This is a genomic window from Sulfuricella sp. (assembly GCA_041651995.1).
In the GTDB taxonomy this organism is placed as follows: Bacteria; Pseudomonadota; Gammaproteobacteria; order Burkholderiales; family Sulfuricellaceae; genus Sulfurimicrobium.
Genome location: JBAZID010000002.1, coordinates 22,432 through 39,981, shown reverse-complemented (window position 1 = coordinate 39,981; position 17,550 = coordinate 22,432). Strand labels below are relative to the sequence as shown.

Below are 17,550 nucleotides of genomic sequence, written 5' to 3'. Positions count from 1 at the left end.
CTCCTTGTCGTTCAGTGAGTTGGCGTCTGATGTTATTATTACACTCTTTTCCGCCCGAATAACACTGCATAATCATGAACCGTTCCGCACGCACCGCTCTCCTCCGCCAGCAACTGCAACAGCGTATCCTGATCCTCGACGGCGCCATGGGCACCATGATCCAGCGCTACAAGCTGGGCGAGGACGAATACCGCGGTACACATGCACATGGCGGCTGTGCCTGCCATCACCAGTTTGCCGGCCACGAGGGCGATCTCAAGGGCAACAACGATCTGCTGGTGCTGACCCAGCCGCACATCATCCGCGAAATCCACGCCGCCTACCTCGAAGCGGGCGCGGACATTCTCGAAACCAATACCTTCAATGCCACCTCGGTTGCCATGGCGGATTACCACATGGAACACCTGGTGTACGACATCAACGTGGCAGCGGCCAGGCTGGCGCGCGAGGTGGCGGATGAATTCGAGGCCAGGAACCCGGCCAAGCCGCGCTTCGTGGCCGGGGTGATCGGGCCGACCAGCCGTACCGCGACCATTTCTCCGGACGTGAACGACCCCGGCTTCCGCAATGTCACTTTCGACCAGCTGGTGACCGCTTACACCGAGTCCATCCAGGGCCTGCTCGACGGCGGCGCGGACATCCTGCTGGTGGAAACGATTTTCGACACGCTCAACGCCAAGGCCGCGCTGTTCGCCATCAAGAAGTATTTCGACGATCACCAGGTCGAAGTGCCGGTCATGATTTCCGGCACCATCACCGACGAATCCGGCCGCACCCTGACCGGCCAGACCGCCGAGGCTTTCCTCAATTCCATGCGCCACGCCGATCCGATTTCCATCGGTTTCAACTGCGCGCTCGGCGCGGACAAGCTGCGCCAGTATGTGGAAGAACTGGCCAACAAGGCCGACACCTATGTAAGCGCCCACCCTAACGCCGGGCTGCCAAATCCCTTGTCCGAATCCGGCTACGACGAAACACCGGAGCAGCTGGCGGCGGAAATCCGGCGCTGGGGCGAGGACGGGCTGCTCAACATCGTGGGCGGCTGCTGCGGCACCTCGCCCGCCCATATCAAGGCGGTGGCCGAAGCCATGGAAGGCCTGCCGCCGCGCAAGATTCCGGCGCTCGAAAAAACCTGCCGCCTGTCCGGGCTGGAGCCGCTCAACATCGGCAAGGACTCGCTGTTCGTCAACGTCGGCGAGCGCGCCAACGTCACCGGTTCGGCCAAGTTCAAGCGCCTGGTGCTGGAAGGCAAGTACGACGAAGCGCTGGAAATCGCCAAGCAGCAGGTGGAAACCGGCGCCCAGATCATCGACATCAATATGGACGAGGCCATGCTCGACGGCGAAGCGGCGATGGTGCGCTTCCTCAACCTGATCGCCTCGGAGCCTGACATCGCGCGCGTGCCGGTGATGATCGACTCCTCCAAGTGGAGCATCATCGAGGCCGGGCTGAAATGCGTGCAGGGCAAGTCCGTGATCAACTCCATTTCGATGAAGGAAGGCATCCCAGAATTCATCGAACGCGCCAAACTCGCGCGCCGCTATGGCGCGGCGGTGGTGGTGATGGCCTTTGACGAACAGGGCCAGGCCGATACCCAGGCGCGCAAGCAGGAAATCTGCGCCCGCTCCTACAAGATCCTGACGGAACAGGTCGGTTTCCCGCCCGAGGACATTATTTTCGACCCAAATATCTTCGCCGTGGCGACCGGCATCGAGGAGCACAACAACTACGCGGTGGACTTCATCAACGCCACGCGCTGGATCAAGCACAACCTGCCCTACGCCAAGATCAGCGGCGGCGTGTCCAACGTGTCGTTCTCCTTCCGCGGCAACGAGCCGGTGCGCGAGGCGATCCACACCGCCTTCCTCTATCACGCCATCCAGGCCGGCATGGACATGGGCATCGTCAACGCCGGGCAGTTGGGCGTCTACGCGGAAATCCCCAAGGACTTGCTGGAGCGGGTCGAGGACGTGCTGCTCAACCGCCGCCCGGATGCCACCGAGCGCCTGGTGGAATTCGCCGAGTCCTTCAAGGGGCAGAGCAAGGAGCAGGTCGAAGATCTCTCCTGGCGCGAAGCGCCGGTGGGCGAACGCCTCACCCATGCGCTGGTGAGAGGCATCACCACTTACATCGTCGAGGACACTGAAGCCGCGCGTCTCGAAGCCGTGCGCCCGATCCACGTCATCGAAGGCCCGCTGATGAACGGCATGAACGTGGTCGGCGACCTGTTCGGCGCCGGCAAGATGTTCCTGCCGCAGGTGGTCAAATCCGCCCGTGTCATGAAGCAGGCGGTGGCCCACCTGATTCCCTATATTGAAGAGGAAAAGCGCCTGAGCGGCGAGGCCGCCCAGGCCAAGGGCAAGATCATCATGGCCACGGTCAAGGGCGACGTGCACGACATCGGCAAGAACATCGTCGGCGTGGTGCTGCAATGCAACAACTACGACGTGGTGGACCTGGGCGTGATGGTTCCGGCGGCAAAAATACTGCAGGCCGCCATCGACGAGAAGGCCGACATAATCGGCCTTTCCGGGCTGATCACCCCCTCGCTGGAAGAAATGGCCCACGTCGCCAAGGAAATGCAGCGCATGGGGATGAGCATCCCATTGCTGATCGGCGGCGCGACCACTTCGCTGGCCCATACCGCGGTCAAGATCGAGCCCAATTATTCCGGCCCGGTGGTGTACGTCAAGGACGCCTCGCGCGGCGTGGGCGTGTGCACCAGCCTGTTGAGCCCCGAGCTGCGCGACGCCTATATTTCAAATCTCAAGGCCGACTATGTCGCGGTGCGCGAACGCCACCACGAACGCCAGACCAGCGCCAGGCTTGCTTCACTCGAAGTGGCGCGCGCCAACGGGTTCAAGACCGACTGGGCAGCCTATGCGCCCCCCGTCCCGGCCATGCTCGGCTTGAAGTCTTTCAGCGATTACCCGCTCGCCGGAATCGCCGCGCGCATCGACTGGACGCCATTCTTCCAGGCCTGGGAACTGCACGGCCGCTACCCGCGCATCCTGGAAGATGAAGTGGTCGGGGTCGAAGCCAAAAAACTCTTCGCCGATGCGCAGGCCATGCTGAAGAAAATCATCGCCGAAAAATGGCTAGCCGCCAATGCCGTGATTGGTCTGTTTCCCGCCAACCGCGTGGGTGACGATATCGAAATTTACAGTGACGAATCGCGCAGTCAGATCGCCATGACCTACCACGCCCTGCGCCAGCAGAGCGAGAAGCCCGCCGGGAAGCCCAACCTGTGCCTGGCCGACTTCATCGCGCCCAAGGATTCCGGGGTGAAGGATTACATCGGCGCCTTCGCCGTCACCGCTGGCATCGGCATCGATGCACGCGTGATCGAGTTTGAAAAAAACCACGACGACTACAGCGCCATCATGCTCAAGGCGCTGGCCGACCGCCTTGCCGAGGCCTTCGCCGAACTGCTGCACGAGCGCGTGCGGCGCGAGTTCTGGGGCTATGCCGGGGACGAAACCCTGAGCAACGAGGATCTGATCGAGGAAAAATACCGCGGCATCCGCCCTGCACCAGGCTATCCGGCCTGCCCGGAGCACAGTGAAAAAGGCCCGCTATTCGAGCTGTTGCAAGCGCCCGCGAATGCCGGCATCACCCTGACCGAAAGCTTCGCCATGCTGCCCACCGCAGCGGTGAGCGGGTTGTATTTCGCGCACCCCGAATCCACCTATTTCGCCGTAGCCAAGATCGACCGGGACCAGGTGGAGGATTATGCGCGGCGCAAGGGCTGGGATCTGCAAACCGCCGAAAAATGGCTGGCACCGAATCTGGCCTATGCCCCAAATCAGTGATGCCCGATGAACACCAGGCAAACCGCCATCGACACCTCCGGCGGAAAAGAAAAAGGCCAGAGCAAAGTCTGGCCTTTATAAAGTGGTGGACCGAATGAGGATCGAACTCACGACCTCCGCATTGCGAACGCCTGAACTCGACTTCTCATCGGATTGCTGTAACCTATGTGCATCAGCGAACTATAGGCTATTTCGGTCTTTAGTGGATGACGAAATTGGCTTTTTTGTCCCAATTCCGTCCCACTGAAGGCGGAAGGCCGCGGGATAAAGACACGAAAAATGGCCAACTTCCGAAAGCGTGGCGAACTGCAATGGCAGGCGCGGGTTCGTCGCAAGGGTTATCCCGATCAGGTCAAGACCCTCAATACGCGCGCCGAGGCCGAAGAATGGGCCAGGGCGATTGAACATCAGATCGGCCGGGGCGCCTTTGTCAGCCGGGCTGAGGCCGAAGCCACGTCGCTGCATGAGGCATTGGAGCGATACGAGCGCGAGGTGACGGTACACAAAAATGGCGAGGAAGCCGAAAAGTCTGTGCTGCGCATCTGGAAGGGTACAGAGCTCGCTTTGCGAACCATGTCAGTGATCCGTAGCGCTGATATCGCCAAGTTACGCGACGACTGGCTGAAGACCTTGAAGCCCGCTACGGTGCTGCGGCGACTGCAAGTGCTTTCGCACGTTTTCAACATCGCCCGCAAGGAATGGGGCATGGAGAGCCTGACGAATCCGCTTGAGCTTGTTCGCAAGCCGCAACCCAACAACGCGCGCACCCGGCGCATCCTGACCGCCGAGTGTGCTGGTATCGAGGCGAACGGCGAAACGCTTGTCGAGCCCGATGACGGTGCCGGCCAGAACTTCAGCCGCAGTACGCCGGATGACGAGCTGGCGCGGGTCATTGCGTCTACAGGTTCCATTATCTTGCCCTCTATCATCCAATTGGCTGTGGAAACAGCGATGCGGCGGGGTGAAATCGTGAGCCTGCGTTGGGAGCACATCGACCTGAAGGATCGGGTGGCACACCTGCCAAAGACCAAGAATGGCGAGTCGCGTGACGTGCCTCTATCCTCGAAAGCCGTGTTGGCCCTCGCAGCACTGAAGCCGAAGGACGGGGCCGAAGATGACGCTGACAATGACAGCCGTGTGTTCAAGATACGGAGCGACGCGGTGACACGCGCTTTCGAGCGCGCCGTGGAACGCGCCAGGAGAGGTTACGAAGACGAATGCCAGAAAGCGAGAGTGCGGCCAGACTCCAAGTACCTGACTGATTTACGCTTCCACGATCTCAGGCACGAGGCGACTTCGCGTTTGGCAGGCATCTTCCCCATGCACGAGTTAACCAAGATTACCGGCCACAAAGACCCGCGCATGCTGATGCGCTACTACCATCCTCGGGCAAAGGACTTGGCCAAGCGACTGGCCTAGCCCCAATCATATGCATAAACATTGCTTTTTTGTCGGTTTTAGCATACAAGTGGGGCATGGTTACTCTTGACCGATACCTGGATGAACAACTCTCCCGCGGCCGGGCGTATTTCAGCCGGGAAGAAGGGTTGCAGGCGCTCGGCCTAAGCCCTGAAGCCTTTTCGGCAGCCGCCACCCGGCTGACCAAAAGGCGCCGACTCACCAGCCCCCGGCGAGGCTTCTACCTGATCCTTCGGCCGGAGGATCAGACTGCTGGCGCGCCCGATCCGGTGCGCTGGATCGATCCGTTGATGAAGTACTTGGGGATCGACTATCGAATCTCGTTGCTGCGGGCCGCTGCCTTTCATGGTTCTTCGCACCAGGCGGCGATGGTTTTTCAGGTGATCGCGCCCCGGCAGCTTCGAGATTTCGACATCGGCCGTCACCGCCTCCAGTTTGTCTATCAGGCCCCGGCCGCGTTCACCGCAACCAACCAGCCGGACTGGCTCGGGCAGATCAAGAGCGAAGCCGGCTTCGCCAAAATTGCCGGCGTGGAGCTGACCCTACTCGACGCCGCACGCTACTTCCACAAGGCCGCAGGCACCAACGGCGTGGCACAGATTGTGAAAGACCTCGGGGCAAAGGCCGACCCGCGCAAACTGGCAAAGGCCGCTGCACACTACGAAAACACCTCGGTGCGTCGCCTCGGTTATCTGCTCGACCACGCCAATCATCTCCGTCAGGCCAGCGCCCTAGAGCACTTCGCACACCAAGCCAAATCCATGAAGCCTCTCGACCCTTCCGTCAAACCGCTATTGGAATCACTGGCCTCGCTCCACCCAAAAGACCTCAAGTGGAAGCTGGTTATCAATGAATCCGTGGAGATCGACTTTTGATTCCAAACGCTTATCTTCAAGCCTGGAGCGCCACAGCGCCTTGGCCCGATCCACGCCAGATCGAACAAGACCTTATCATCAGCCGCGCCTTGTGCGACCTGTTCAATACCCCCGCCTTGAAGGGCAGGATCGCGTTTCGTGGCGGCACCGCCATCAATAAGCTGTTGTTCACGCAGCCGCTACGCTACTCGGAGGATATCGATCTGGTGCAGACCCAGGCAGAACCCATCGGGACAACGGTTGACGCAATCCGCGATACCTTGTCATGGCTGGGCAAGTGCAAACGCGAGCAGGCGGGGCATTCGATGCACCTGATTTTCAAGTTCACGCCTGAAGCCGACACGCAGGCGGCGTTAAAACTCAAGGTCGAGATCAACACACGTGAACACGGCAACTTTCTCGGCCTCAAGACGTACCCCTTCGCCGTGGAAAACGACTGGTATCGGGGCGAGACCGAGATTGTCTCCTTCGAGCCCGAAGAACTATTCGGCACCAAATTACGCGCCTTGCTTCAGCGCCGAAAGAACCGCGACCTGTTTGATCTACATCACGGGCTTGATCAACTCGCGCTGGATGCGGACAAGCTCATTGCCTGCTTCGATCACTACCTGGCTCTCGAGGGGAAACCCATCAGCCGTGCAGTGGCGGAACAACGCATGCTGGAAAAGCTCACACGCAACCTCATCGAAGACATCGCGCCGCTATTGCCCGCAGGGATTCGGTTCAACGATGACGACGCGATGCGTGCTTTTGAGCGCGTGTGGAAAGAGCTGATTGTTCGCATCAAGGGTGATGCCTGGAAGCTGACGGATAAGGCAGTCGAAGAGTTGCGGCAGAAGAAATATCCGGGGCTGTTGCGCAAGTAGCCGAAAGTACTTTTGCGTAGATAGCAAAATTCACTTGTGACAGTAAGAAAAATACAGACGGAGACGCGATGAGCATTATTCAAGAAATCCATCAGTGGTCACAGGGGTTGCATCCGTGGCAACAGGACGCCGTCGCGCGACTTTACACTGACCGCTCGCTTGCTCCCGCAGACCTGGAAGACCTCTTCGCGTTAGCGAAGGCTGAGCATGGGGTTGAAGACCCGGAAAAGCGGGTCACCTCAAAGCTAGCAACCGCCCAACTCGCCGCTCCGGCTGTTCCCAATCGGGTGGTTCAGATCGGCGCGATCAAGAATCTCCAACATGTGAATGCCTTGGCCGAGGGTCAGCGATTGCCAATCGCCGCCTCCGGCCTAACCGTCATCTATGGTGAAAATGGCGCGGGTAAATCCGGTTACTCGCGGGTGCTCAAACAAGCCTGCCGCGCTAGGGATCGGCGGGAGCCTATCCTCGCCGATATGCGTAAGGCTCCTGGCCACGCCGCTGTCGCTACCGCCGTCTTCGAGGCGGTGGTCGATGGGGCCGCGACCGATCTCACATGGACCCATGGCCAAGAGGCCCCTGAGCAACTCTCGGAGATCGCCATCTTCGATGCGCACTGCGCCCGCGCCTATGTCGACAACGAGGGCGACTTCGCTTACGCGCCATATGGACTAGATATCCTAGAAGGATTGGTCAAGACTTGTGTCGCCGTCAAAGGCATGGCCACGAAAGAACTAGCCGCGAACAAACCCAACATCGAGCCATTCGCAGCGCTGTCTAAAACAGCCACCAAAGTCGGCACCATGCTTGCCGGACTCTCCGCAAAAACGAGCCCAGCAGATGTGGAGGCTCTAGCAACGCTGACGGAGGTCGACAACGAACGGCTCACGACACTCAATAAGGCCTTGGCTGAGACCGATCCGAAACAGAAGGCCCAAATTCTAAGGCTGCGGGCGTCGCGCTTCACCAGTCTGGCGACCCGCATCGGAAGTGCCATCGCTCTGATCGACGATGCAAAGCTTGCAGCTCTGCGAGCATTGATCGACAAATCCAATGCAGCGAAGAGCGCAGCCTTGCTCGCTGCGAAGGAATTCAAGGAAATAGCTGTGTTGAATTATTGGAAATCCGATAAATCGACAAAGTCCTAATTGCTGCATTTGAAAATGCCTTAATTAAGGAGGTTTTTATGGATGAGATCAGGTTTTACAAAGCAAATGAGAAGCCCTACGGGATGTTCAGCAATTTGTATCGTCGGCCCATCAACTTCGAAGGGGAAATCTTTCAAACATCTGAACATGCCTACCAAGCAGGAAAAGCCCGAAAAGAAGAAGTTCGAACATGGCTGATGGCGGCCCCTTCTCCGTCGTTATTGGCGATGGCGGCGCATGGGCTTTATGTATGGGATGTCCATCCAGATTGGTCGAAAACAAAGTTCGATCGCATGAAAAGGGTTCTGCTTGCCAAATTTACCCAGCATCAGGACTTACAGGAATTATTGCTCAGTACCGGCGATAAACGCCTGGTCGAATCTGCAACAGTGGATAATGCGGTCAATCGCCTATGGGGTGAAGTCAATGGTAAGGGTAAGAACAAACTCGGCGAGCTTCTGATGGAAGTAAGGGCAGAAATACGGGCAAAATTGGCAACAAAACAGCTCGTAAGACCAGCCAAGTTAAAGAATGGTGTGGCAGCAGAGGCCGTGGTTGCGGCGTAGATTTGGCACCCTTTGGGGGGTAAGCCGACTAGTAATCAGGCTAGACCAGCCCTCGAGCAAAATACTGGCAGCTTCCGTTTCGGCCCCAAATAATCCAGAATCGATTTTGGTCCTCTGAAGTTCTGATGCCAAGTTGTTGATTTTGCTTCTGGGCAATGATCTAGCCAAACCACGGGCTCCCATGGCCATACAATTCAGAGCAGACAAAGCCTGTCCAAAGCGCAATGCTTCATTCAGGCGGTTGTAAGTAACGGTTCCGATCGAGAAGTTGAGATCGCGATCGAACAAATAGTGCAGCATACCCGAGGTGCACCAGTCACCTGCGCCGGATGTGTCGAAGATTGCCGGCGCACTGAATGCGTCTAGTCTGACCCAGTCGTTGCCAAGAGACGGGGCACGGAATCGCAGACCATCGCTCCCCATCGTGCAGATCTCCACGAAAATATGGGAACGGTCAAAGGCTTCGAGGTCATCGAGCCGGTCATCCGCATATTTCACCACATCGGCAACAGCCAGCGCCTGAGTGAACAGTTCAGGGTCATTGCCAACGGTTGATGGCTCAAAAAAAATCAGGACATTCTGATTTTTGTAATACTCCGCGATCCGGATGCCGATCGGCGTGGCACGGTCCATGTACACAACATTGGGCCTGATCGCATCCAGGACTTCTCTCGATGGCAGTTGAATGGAGGGACTATGCCAAGAGCGTTTCTCGCCACATACGGGGCAGGCAAAGCTGAATTCATGTGTCTTTCCGCCAGGATTATTAAGCTGATGCTGATAAATGACTGGTGTAGGTGTGCTGTGCTCTTGCACGATCAATTCCAGATTCGCCTTCAAAGATCTGAACTCATCGAGGATGATGTCAGCTGCCACGTCACACCCTAGCCTTCCTACAGGTGAACTTGACCATCCCAATGAGGCGAGAATTGACAGAACGTTGCCGGCGGACCCACCCAAGCCATAGGAAAGCAGATTGCGGTCAGCATCGAGAATGATGTCTAGCGCAATCAGTCCTGTCCCAAGGATTTTGGGGGATGGTCGCGATGCTTTAATAGATTGGCCTGATTTCATGGATTTTCAGAATTATATATAGGTCCATCCACCCATACATGCACTAATCGTTCCTCATTGGAAAGCGCTAACGATTCCGGGCTTTTGTTTTCAAAATAACCAATGGTTTCGACATAAGCAACGGGTAGGTTTAGGTCCATGGCGGCAAGAAGGCCACCGATCGTTGATACCTTACTTCCCATTGGTGACAGGATCGTGAAGGAATTCTCGAAGATCTTTTTGCGGGCAGCGTCTACTCGCACAACTGTATGGTACATATCCAGTGGGTCGCTTTCCGCAGCAAGCACGATGTTTTGTAAGGCTGTGTCCCATGTGCTGGTAATGTGCTCACTATACTCAATGACCAATTCATCCACCATTTTAGCCTTGATGCCAGGGAATGGAAGCACAGGGCAAACATCTTGTGGGTTCACGAATTTATAAAGGGTTTCGTAAACGGTTTTGCGCTGGCCCATCAGTTGGGGCATCCAAAGTTTGACGGCCTTGTTATTTTTGCTTAATTGTCCAGCTCCACCGTCAAATCCACGCATCCAGCCCGCGCTGTCATAATAGTCCGGAATGTAGCTGTAATCCACGGCAGGCTGGTCCACTACCAGGATATGCAATGAGATGGGCTTCCCGGATGCGCGGATAATGTCTCTAAGATAGCGGGTAAGAGGAAAAAATATGCCGCGTGACATCGCACAGATATCAATAACGATATCTGAGAAGTCAGTTATATCCGGAATTTCGGCTCTTGCCACTCTTATAAGTTCAGTTCCTCCAATCGGAGCCCCATCCTCTGCGAATATGGGGACGCGGCATATCTTGGGTTTGAAACCCAGTTCATCAGGCAAGGATTGCTCGCGTTTCCACGCACGATCTTTCAGATCCGCTGAGCCTTCCTTGCGTTCTTCAAGAAGAAAGAATGGCGTACAGGTCTATCGCCAGCGGCGAACGCAGGCGGTGTAACACGCGAAGATCGAATGGCACGGCATAGTCCATGCACTCGCGGTAGAAAGCCTCCGACAGCGTGATCGTGCTTTCCCAAAGTGACCGCTCGTATGGCTTCTTCGGATTCCAGAGCAATATGCCGTCGTCCGATAGCGCGACGTTTTTGTAGGAGAAGTCCTGGCCTTGGTGCGCCTTCAGCGAAATGAATGTGCTGAACAGTTTCGTGGCCTGCACTTTTAGTCGGGACGTATCGCCGCGCTGGCCGCCGCTCGTTGACAGTCCGAGCTTGTCGGCAAACTCGTTGAGGCTACGACCAAGCATCAGCTCACGCGATCCGGTCAGCTTCGCCTCCCGCGTCAGCCATGCGGATATGAGCCGAGGCAGCTTGCCGTAGGGAAGACCGATATCGGGGTCCACCAGCATGGTAATGGATGCAAGGCCGTTGTCGCGCTTGTAGTGCGCGCCATCGACCTTTTTATGCGGCATGGACGCCCAGATCATGGCGCGCGCCATGTAGCCAATCTGGCCAGCTGCTGCCGCCTCCTGCTCCTGGATGGCGAGCGCGGTGGCAAGAAGATCCGCAACCTTGGCCGAACTCGCCTTGACCGCTTTCGTGGAATGAATGCGAGATGGCTTATCTGTATCAACATTTCTAAGCGAGCGACTGGCAGTCCCTGGTTGTCGCTGGGGCGCGGCTGTTGCCATGCCTGCAAAAATGCTCTGCATTGACGATTGGTTGGCCTCCATGACTCAACCCCCATCCGCATGCGCGGGCCGCTGCATCGCTTGCTGCGCTGCTTGCCGCCGCGCCAGTTGCTCAACCTTGGTCGGCCGGCCTCGCTTGGGTTTCTGGTGACTCGGATGGCTCGGATCAGCAAGGAATTGCCGATCAATGAATTCGGCAACGTCTACCAGCCGGAAGACACGTTTGCGGCCAATCTTGAATGAAGGGATGCGATAGCAGCCCTGACTGACCAGATTCCGAATGGTCTGTGGCTGCTCGCTAGTGATTTCGCTGACCTGTTCAACGGTAAGCGTCGGCGGAAAACTCTTGCAGAGAAAATCAAGTGTACTTACGGGAAAAACGACCATTGCCGCACCTCTTGCGTAGAGGGCAGTCGTCCCAAAGGGCGACGCCATTACGCGAGTTGCGGTGAGGCTCTGTAAGACGTTGGAGGAAACAGCACTTCCTGACAACGCCCGCAAGACTAGGGCCTGATTTCGGGAGCCTAAGGACAGTCCGCCATGTCACCGGCGGGGATTGGAAGGGTCACTCGCATGCCCCTACGCCCCAAGGCTCTTTGCCGGACGCTACCCCGGCGCTGTGTCGCATATTCACTTTTGCCGATCCCCTATCTCACCTTTGGGGTGGCTCAACTGCCGCGTTAGCGTCCAGTAGCCCCGGAGTGGTTGCATACGCGGCAGATTTGCTTTCTCGGACACCCTCACCAGCGCTCGGGCAGCATGGGCGATTGCGCGCCTGTCCTGAAAGCGCCGGGACCAAATTCAATCCCAGCCTCCCACTCGTTCCGGGCTACATTCGAGGATGACAACCTCGAAGAGCATCGAGTCGAAACCCGATATACCGGATCATAAGCTACACTACCGGTGGCTGCCAAGTCCCATAACACTGCTCGTCTACTTGGTAGCGACATCTTACCTCGACCGGCAGTGCGCCCCAGCCTTGCCAGGCTGTCCCAAATTTGTCCCACTACGAGGGAAATTCTTTTGGGATAGATCGGTATAAGCGGGTGTCCCGGCAACTACCGAAATGTGCGCCAAAGTAGGTGTCCGTCGCTTGGAGCAACACAAACACACACAATTAATCAGCAACATAGAAACGCAAAAACCTTAAAACACGTTGTGTTTACAAGGCTTTTTTGAATGGGGTTCTGGTGGACCGAATGAGGATCGAACTCACGACCTCCGCATTGCGAACGCGGCGCTCTCCCAGCTGAGCTATCGGCCCGGTGAAGGGGAAAATTCTACCTGAGTGCCAGTGGAAATTGAAGTGCCGGGATAATGGGCGGTAATTGCTCTTGCCTCATGCTCCAATTTCGTGTGCAATGGGACCCATATGGCCGAAAGTAAAAAATACGAAGTTCAAGTGGAAACCGCCGTTGCTTACCTTCCCGATCAGTCTGACGAGAAGGGTGAGCGCTATGTGTTTGCCTACACCATTACTATTTCCAACACGGGCACCGTGCCGGCGCAATTGATCAGCCGGCACTGGATCATTGCCGATGCAGCCAGTCAGGTACAGGAAGTGCGCGGGCTGGGCGTGGTGGGGGAACAGCCCTTGCTGCGGCCGGGTGATTCTTTTGAATATACCAGTGGCACGTCCCTGGCGACGCCGGTGGGCACCATGCACGGCAGTTACCAGATGGTGGCCGAGGACGGCACCCGGTTCGAGGCGCCAGTCGCGGAATTTATCCTGAGCGTGCCGCGCGTGCTGCACTAGACTTGAGCTGGATGCGGTAAAGATGAAGATATTGCGAATATTTCCCTGGCTTCTGCTGGCTCTGCTTTCTGCCTGTGTCACTGTGCCCCCTCCCGCGCCGCCTGCTCCGCCAGTAGCTGTGACGCCGGCTGTTCCTCCGCCCGAGCTTGCTGCGCCTGTCTTGCAGTCTGCGGACTGGGCCGCCGTTTCCGGCTGGAGCGAGGATGATCCCACGCTAGCCTGGGATGCTTTTATGCAAAGCTGCTCCACGCTGAAGCGGCAGCCGGCATGGCAGGCGGTGTGCTCGGCTGCTGCGGACCAGTCTTTGCAGCCGGAGGCACTGCGCCGCTTTTTTGAAGAAAACTTCATCCCTTACCAGGTAGTCAATCCAGACAGCAGCAGCGAAGGGATGATCACCGGCTATTACGAGCCGCTGCTGAATGGCAGCCGCACCCGCAGCAGCCGTTATCGCTACCCGCTCTACAGCACCCCTTCTGATTTGCTGGTAATTGATCTAAGTCCGGTTTATCCGGAACTCAAGAGCATGCGTCTGCGTGGCCGCTTGCAGGGTAACCGGGTAGTGCCTTATTACAGCCGGGCTGAAATCGAGAATGGCGCGGCGCCGGTAAAAGGAAATGAACTGTTCTGGGTGGACAATGCGGTGGATCTGTTCTTTTTACAGATTCAGGGGTCGGGAAAGATCAAGTTGCCGAATGGCGAGTTGATGCGTATCGGCTATGCCGACCAGAATGGCTACCCCTATAAATCCATTGGCAAGTCACTAGTGGAACGCGGTGAACTGACGCTCGATAAAGCCTCGATGCAGGGCATCAAGGATTGGGCCAAGCGTAATCCGGACAAGCTCACGGAATTGCTCAATGTGAACGCCAGCTATGTGTTCTTCCGCGAACTGCCGAACCAGCTTGCCGGCCCGCTGGGGGCGCTGGGTGTTCCGCTGACTGCGGGGCGCAGCCTGGCTGTTGATCCGCGAACCATCCCGCTTGGCGCGCCGGTATTTCTTTCGACCACCTGGCCGAATGAGAGCAAGCCGCTACAGCGCCTGATGGTGGCGCAGGACACGGGCGGCGCTATCAAGGGGGCGGTGCGGGCCGACTTTTTCTGGGGCTTTGGCAGCGACGCCGGAAAACAGGCGGGTAGCATGAAGCAGCGGGGCAGGATGTGGGTGTTGTTGCCGCGCGGCTACCCGTTGCCGCTGGTGCAATAACCCCAGGCAGCAAACCGTGCTTTATCTGACGCTTAAATCCATTCATGTCAGCTGCGTGGCGCTGACCATCAGTCTGTTCCTGTTACGCGGGTTCTGGATACTGCGGGACTCGGCACAGTTACAACAGCGCTGGGTCCGGATTCTTCCTCATGTAATCGATGCCACGCTGCTGACCAGCGCCATCCTGCTTGCGGCCCTGACGGGGCAATATCCTGGGGTCAACGGCTGGCTGACTGCCAAAGTGGCGGCTTTGTTACTTTATATCGGGCTCGGGACCATTGCGATCAAGCGGGGAAGGACCAAGCGCACAAGAGTCGCGGCCTGGCTGGGCGCCATTCTGGTTTTTGGCTACATCGTGGCGGTTGCGCTTACGCGGCAGCCCGTCCCGGGCTAGCAGCCTGTCGGACTTAAAGGAAATCGGCTGTAAATCCGCCTGGCCGGTCCATATTTCGCCGCTTTTTTGGGCAATAGAATGACTATTGCCCGGCAAAACCGGCAAAATCTGTCCTCGCCCAGCCAAATTTTGCGAGCAGCCGCTGCGCGGCTTGCCTGCTAAACCCAATGCGCTTCGATTCTTCAAGTCCGACAGGCTGCTAGCGCGGCTTTTTGCGGGGGGTGGCTTCAGCCCTGGCTGTGTCGCCAACCCGCACCCTGGATTTGAAGGCGCCGTCCGCTAGTTCCCCCACCGCATACAGGGGGTGAACCTGATCCAGGGTGAGCGTGGCAACCGGTGATTCCTGGATGCCAAGAGCGGCTGTGGCAGCGCTCTCGACTGGTGCCGCAGGGTTTCTGTGATAGACCTTGAGCTTGTCGCCGGGGCGCAACGCGGACAGGCTGCCCGCATCAATAAAAACCTTTCCGTCTTCGATGCGTACGATATTCGCCATGAAAGGCAGGCCCGCCAGGTCCTCGCCTATCAGTCCGGTCTGGGTGTTGAGCAGCTGTTCCACTGCCTGCCCGAACGCCGTGTCAAAAAAGGCGGCGCTGGCAAAAGCCTTGTCTCGCCCCACGGCTGCGCGCCCGGAAATTTCCACGCTGTTGCGGTGGCGCTTGAGGAGCGCACCGGTCTGACCGTCATGCAGAAAAATCTCCACCTCGAGGCGCCGCTCCGTTGCAACCGGGCGGACGCCGGCAACCACGCTGTTCCATGGCAGGCCGAGTTCGAAACGGCGCCCGGTTTCGTTGCCCTGCCAGCCGAAGTAGGGGCGCAGCGATTCATCGCTGACAGCGGCATCCAGAATGAGGCCGGAAATCACGATCTGGCTGCCATTCTGCTCGGCAATGCGATGGATCAGTTCGCGGCTGGCGGGAGAGTCCGGATTGATGTTGCGCGGGTCTGAGTACGGAGAGGCCGTGCTGTAGCGTGCCACTATATTCCCCCCGGCTTCCAGACGGCGCAGGAATTCGCGCGGGTAGCCGTCCCAGATATTGACGATATCATCCACCTGAAGCGAATTGGCGACCTGAAAGCGGGTGACGGCCACTGTTTTCCAGAATGTCCTCGGTTGCGTGTCATCTCCAGGCGCGGCGCTGGAGGCTGCGGCCGATTCGGCGGCGGCAAGATTTTCTGCCGCGATGACGTGTGCTGTTGCCAGACTGGCGGCCAGCAGCGCTGCCATCCCGGTTTTCAGGATTCGCCGTGCAAAAAAAGACTCGGCAAAGGCAGGCAGCCGCATTACAGGATTTTTTCGGTTTTAAGTGAAAAAGCAATCCCGGCCGACTTCAAATCCTTGATCTCGTTCTCCAGCAGGGCGCGGGTAAGCGTGTTGCGTTCCAGCCAGGCCCGGTCGATGGAGAGAGAAAAACCCCCACTGCTGCCAGGCTTGAGTTTCATGGCTGGCAACTCTGCGTCGCTGCGGCTGCGGCAAAAAAGAACCGCCAGACGCAATACCAGGATCAACATCCATTCGTCACTGTTTTTGACTGGCTGCTGATCCAGCAGTTTCTTCAGGGAGCCTCGATGGGCACGCACCAGCAGGCTCAGCAGCTCCTGTTCGCGGGTGGAAAAACCGGGCATGTCCGCATTTGCGAGAATATAGGCGGAATGGCGGTGATAGCCGGTATGGGCAATCGAGATGCCGATTTCATGCAGGCGCGCGGCCCAGGCAAGATACTGGCGCGGCTCTTCAATATTCCCTGCCAGCTTGTTCACAAGCTGATCGAACAGGGCATCGGCCAGTTCCTGCACTCTTCCCGCCTGGGGCGGGTCCACATGATAGCGCCGCATGAATTCACGTACCGTGGACTCGCGCATGTCATGCTGGTGGAAGCGCCCCAGCAGGTCGTACAGCACGCCTTCGCGCAGCGCGCTGGAAGCAACCGCCATGTGCCCGATGTCGAGTTCGGTGAAAATGCTGTTCATGATGGCGAAACCGCCAGCCAGCACTGGCATGCGGTCAGAGGGCAAGCCGGCCAACTGCAACAGCTTGACGTCGCCGGACTTGAGCAGCAGCTCACGCAACGCGCTCATGCCTTCCCGGGTCAGGCCGGATGGAGAAAGGCCATTTTGCTCCAGGATTTCTGCCAGCGCTCGTGCCGTGCCGGAGGAGCCCACTGCCTGTTGCCAGTGGCCCGCCGAAAATTCGGTGGCGATGGTCTGGATTTCACTGCGTGCGGCAAGTTCGGCCTGCTGGAGATTGGCCCGGGTAATTTTTCCGTCGGGAAAAAAATGCCTGCTAAAGCTGACGCAGCCCATGTACAGGCTTTCCATGCGCTCCGGCTGATAGCCAGAACCGATAATGAATTCGGTGGAGCCCCCGCCAATATCCACCACCAGGCGCTTTTCTTCCGAAGGCGGCAGGCCGTGGGCAACGCCGATATAGATTAGGCGCGCCTCTTCCCTGCCGGCGATGATTTCGATCGGGAAGCCCAGTGCGTTTTGAGCGGCCTCGAAAAAAAGTGAGGCGTTTTTGGCCACGCGGAAGGTGTTGGTGCCAACCGCGCGTACTGCTTCACGCGGCAACTCGCGCAAGCGCTCCGAAAAGAGCTTGAGGCAGGCCAGGGCACGCTGCTGGGCTTCCTCGTCGAGTGTTTTGTCAGGCATCAGTCCAGCGCCGAGCCGGACGGATTCCTTGAGTGAGTCGAGGGGGTAAATCTGATCGCCCACAACACGTGCGACCTGCAACCTGAAGCTGTTGGAGCCCAGGTCAATGGCGGCGATCGTGGAATATTCGCGCATCTTCAGAACTCGTT

General features: G+C 57.8%; 15 protein-coding genes and 1 tRNA gene. 9 read left to right on the top strand and 7 right to left on the bottom strand.

What is annotated here, in order from left to right:
* The first annotated feature begins 74 nt into the window (after positions 1-74).
* The 6 genes from metH (at position 75) to WC392_04830 (ending at position 8,686) form a co-directional block, all read left to right on the top strand.
* On the top strand, positions 75-3,812 hold the full coding sequence (gene metH, locus WC392_04855) for a methionine synthase (GenBank protein ID MFA5241692.1): 3,738 nt from the start codon (positions 75-77) through the stop codon (positions 3,810-3,812).
* 279 nt (positions 3,813-4,091) lie between these two features.
* Positions 4,092-5,231 carry a site-specific integrase gene (locus WC392_04850; GenBank protein ID MFA5241691.1) on the top strand — a complete coding sequence of 380 codons (1,140 nt, stop codon included), beginning with the start codon at positions 4,092-4,094 and terminating at the stop codon, positions 5,229-5,231.
* 56 nt (positions 5,232-5,287) lie between these two features.
* Positions 5,288-6,106 (top strand): type IV toxin-antitoxin system AbiEi family antitoxin, encoded by an 819-nt coding sequence (locus tag WC392_04845; GenBank protein ID MFA5241690.1) that lies wholly within the window; start codon positions 5,288-5,290, stop codon positions 6,104-6,106.
* The gene (locus WC392_04840; GenBank protein ID MFA5241689.1) at positions 6,103-6,972 is read left to right on the top strand and encodes a nucleotidyl transferase AbiEii/AbiGii toxin family protein; all 870 of its coding nucleotides are present in this window, start codon (positions 6,103-6,105) and stop codon (positions 6,970-6,972) included. Before WC392_04845 ends, WC392_04840 begins: the two co-directional genes overlap by 4 nt.
* A 68-nt stretch (positions 6,973-7,040) precedes the next feature.
* Positions 7,041-8,120 carry a hypothetical protein gene (locus WC392_04835; GenBank protein MFA5241688.1) on the top strand — a complete coding sequence of 360 codons (1,080 nt, stop codon included), beginning with the start codon at positions 7,041-7,043 and terminating at the stop codon, positions 8,118-8,120.
* A gap of 38 nt (positions 8,121-8,158) precedes the next feature.
* Positions 8,159-8,686 (top strand): NADAR family protein, encoded by a 528-nt coding sequence (locus WC392_04830; GenBank protein MFA5241687.1) that lies wholly within the window; start codon positions 8,159-8,161, stop codon positions 8,684-8,686.
* On the opposite strand, the gene WC392_04825 is transcribed toward WC392_04830, so the two are convergent.
* The 5 genes from WC392_04825 to WC392_04805 all read right to left on the bottom strand — a co-directional run bounded on the left by WC392_04825 (position 8,645) and on the right by WC392_04805 (position 12,662).
* A complete protein-coding gene (locus WC392_04825; protein ID MFA5241686.1) occupies positions 8,645-9,760 on the bottom strand; it encodes a carbohydrate kinase family protein in 1,116 nt (371 codons plus the stop codon). The genes WC392_04830 and WC392_04825 overlap by 42 nt on opposite strands.
* Positions 9,757-10,596, bottom strand: a complete 840-nt coding sequence (locus tag WC392_04820) for a hypothetical protein (GenBank protein MFA5241685.1) — start codon at positions 10,594-10,596, stop codon at positions 9,757-9,759. The genes WC392_04825 and WC392_04820 overlap by 4 nt, the downstream gene beginning before the upstream one ends.
* A 58-nt stretch (positions 10,597-10,654) precedes the next feature.
* Positions 10,655-11,440, bottom strand: a complete 786-nt coding sequence (locus WC392_04815; protein MFA5241684.1) for a replication protein RepA — start codon at positions 11,438-11,440, stop codon at positions 10,655-10,657.
* Positions 11,441-11,443: 3 nt separating this feature from the next.
* Positions 11,444-11,785 (bottom strand): helix-turn-helix domain-containing protein, encoded by a 342-nt coding sequence (locus tag WC392_04810; GenBank protein MFA5241683.1) that lies wholly within the window; start codon positions 11,783-11,785, stop codon positions 11,444-11,446.
* Between the two features lie 801 nt (positions 11,786-12,586).
* A tRNA-Ala gene (locus tag WC392_04805) sits at positions 12,587-12,662 on the bottom strand.
* Between the two features lie 108 nt (positions 12,663-12,770).
* Between WC392_04805 and apaG the strand changes: the two genes are divergently transcribed.
* The 3 genes from apaG to WC392_04790 are packed head-to-tail and all read left to right on the top strand — an operon-like array spanning position 12,771 to position 14,752.
* Positions 12,771-13,154 (top strand): Co2+/Mg2+ efflux protein ApaG, encoded by a 384-nt coding sequence (gene apaG, locus WC392_04800; GenBank protein ID MFA5241682.1) that lies wholly within the window; start codon positions 12,771-12,773, stop codon positions 13,152-13,154.
* Between the two features lie 22 nt (positions 13,155-13,176).
* Positions 13,177-14,358, top strand: a complete 1,182-nt coding sequence (locus tag WC392_04795; protein ID MFA5241681.1) for a murein transglycosylase A — start codon at positions 13,177-13,179, stop codon at positions 14,356-14,358.
* Between the two features lie 16 nt (positions 14,359-14,374).
* Complete coding sequence (locus WC392_04790) at positions 14,375-14,752, top strand: SirB2 family protein (protein ID MFA5241680.1); 378 nt, start codon at positions 14,375-14,377, stop codon at positions 14,750-14,752.
* Between the two features lie 199 nt (positions 14,753-14,951).
* On the opposite strand, the gene WC392_04785 is transcribed toward WC392_04790, so the two are convergent.
* Positions 14,952-16,034 (bottom strand): flagella assembly protein FlgT middle domain-containing protein, encoded by a 1,083-nt coding sequence (locus tag WC392_04785; protein ID MFA5241679.1) that lies wholly within the window; start codon positions 16,032-16,034, stop codon positions 14,952-14,954.
* Positions 16,034-17,536 carry an exopolyphosphatase gene (gene ppx / locus WC392_04780; GenBank protein ID MFA5241678.1) on the bottom strand — a complete coding sequence of 501 codons (1,503 nt, stop codon included), beginning with the start codon at positions 17,534-17,536 and terminating at the stop codon, positions 16,034-16,036. The genes WC392_04785 and ppx overlap by 1 nt, the downstream gene beginning before the upstream one ends.
* Positions 17,537-17,550: the final 14 nt, after the last annotated feature.

Bases quoted from the DNA above. Each gene is read 5' to 3' on its own strand.
- WC392_04815 (MFA5241684.1), bottom strand. From the start codon at position 11,440: ATGGAGGCCAACCAATCGTCAATGCAGAGCATTTTTGCAGGCATGGCA.
- WC392_04825 (MFA5241686.1), bottom strand. From the start codon at position 9,760: ATGAAATCAGGCCAATCTATTAAAGCATCGCGACCATCCCCCAAAATC.
- WC392_04795 (MFA5241681.1), top strand. From the start codon at position 13,177: ATGAAGATATTGCGAATATTTCCCTGGCTTCTGCTGGCTCTGCTTTCT.
- WC392_04835 (MFA5241688.1), top strand. From the start codon at position 7,041: ATGAGCATTATTCAAGAAATCCATCAGTGGTCACAGGGGTTGCATCCG.
- WC392_04830 (MFA5241687.1), top strand. From the start codon at position 8,159: ATGGATGAGATCAGGTTTTACAAAGCAAATGAGAAGCCCTACGGGATG.
- apaG (MFA5241682.1), top strand. From the start codon at position 12,771: ATGGCCGAAAGTAAAAAATACGAAGTTCAAGTGGAAACCGCCGTTGCT.
- metH (MFA5241692.1), top strand. From the start codon at position 75: ATGAACCGTTCCGCACGCACCGCTCTCCTCCGCCAGCAACTGCAACAG.
- WC392_04850 (MFA5241691.1), top strand. From the start codon at position 4,092: ATGGCCAACTTCCGAAAGCGTGGCGAACTGCAATGGCAGGCGCGGGTT.
- WC392_04810 (MFA5241683.1), bottom strand. From the start codon at position 11,785: ATGGTCGTTTTTCCCGTAAGTACACTTGATTTTCTCTGCAAGAGTTTT.
- ppx (MFA5241678.1), bottom strand. From the start codon at position 17,536: ATGCGCGAATATTCCACGATCGCCGCCATTGACCTGGGCTCCAACAGC.
- WC392_04785 (MFA5241679.1), bottom strand. From the start codon at position 16,034: ATGCGGCTGCCTGCCTTTGCCGAGTCTTTTTTTGCACGGCGAATCCTG.
- WC392_04845 (MFA5241690.1), top strand. From the start codon at position 5,288: ATGGTTACTCTTGACCGATACCTGGATGAACAACTCTCCCGCGGCCGG.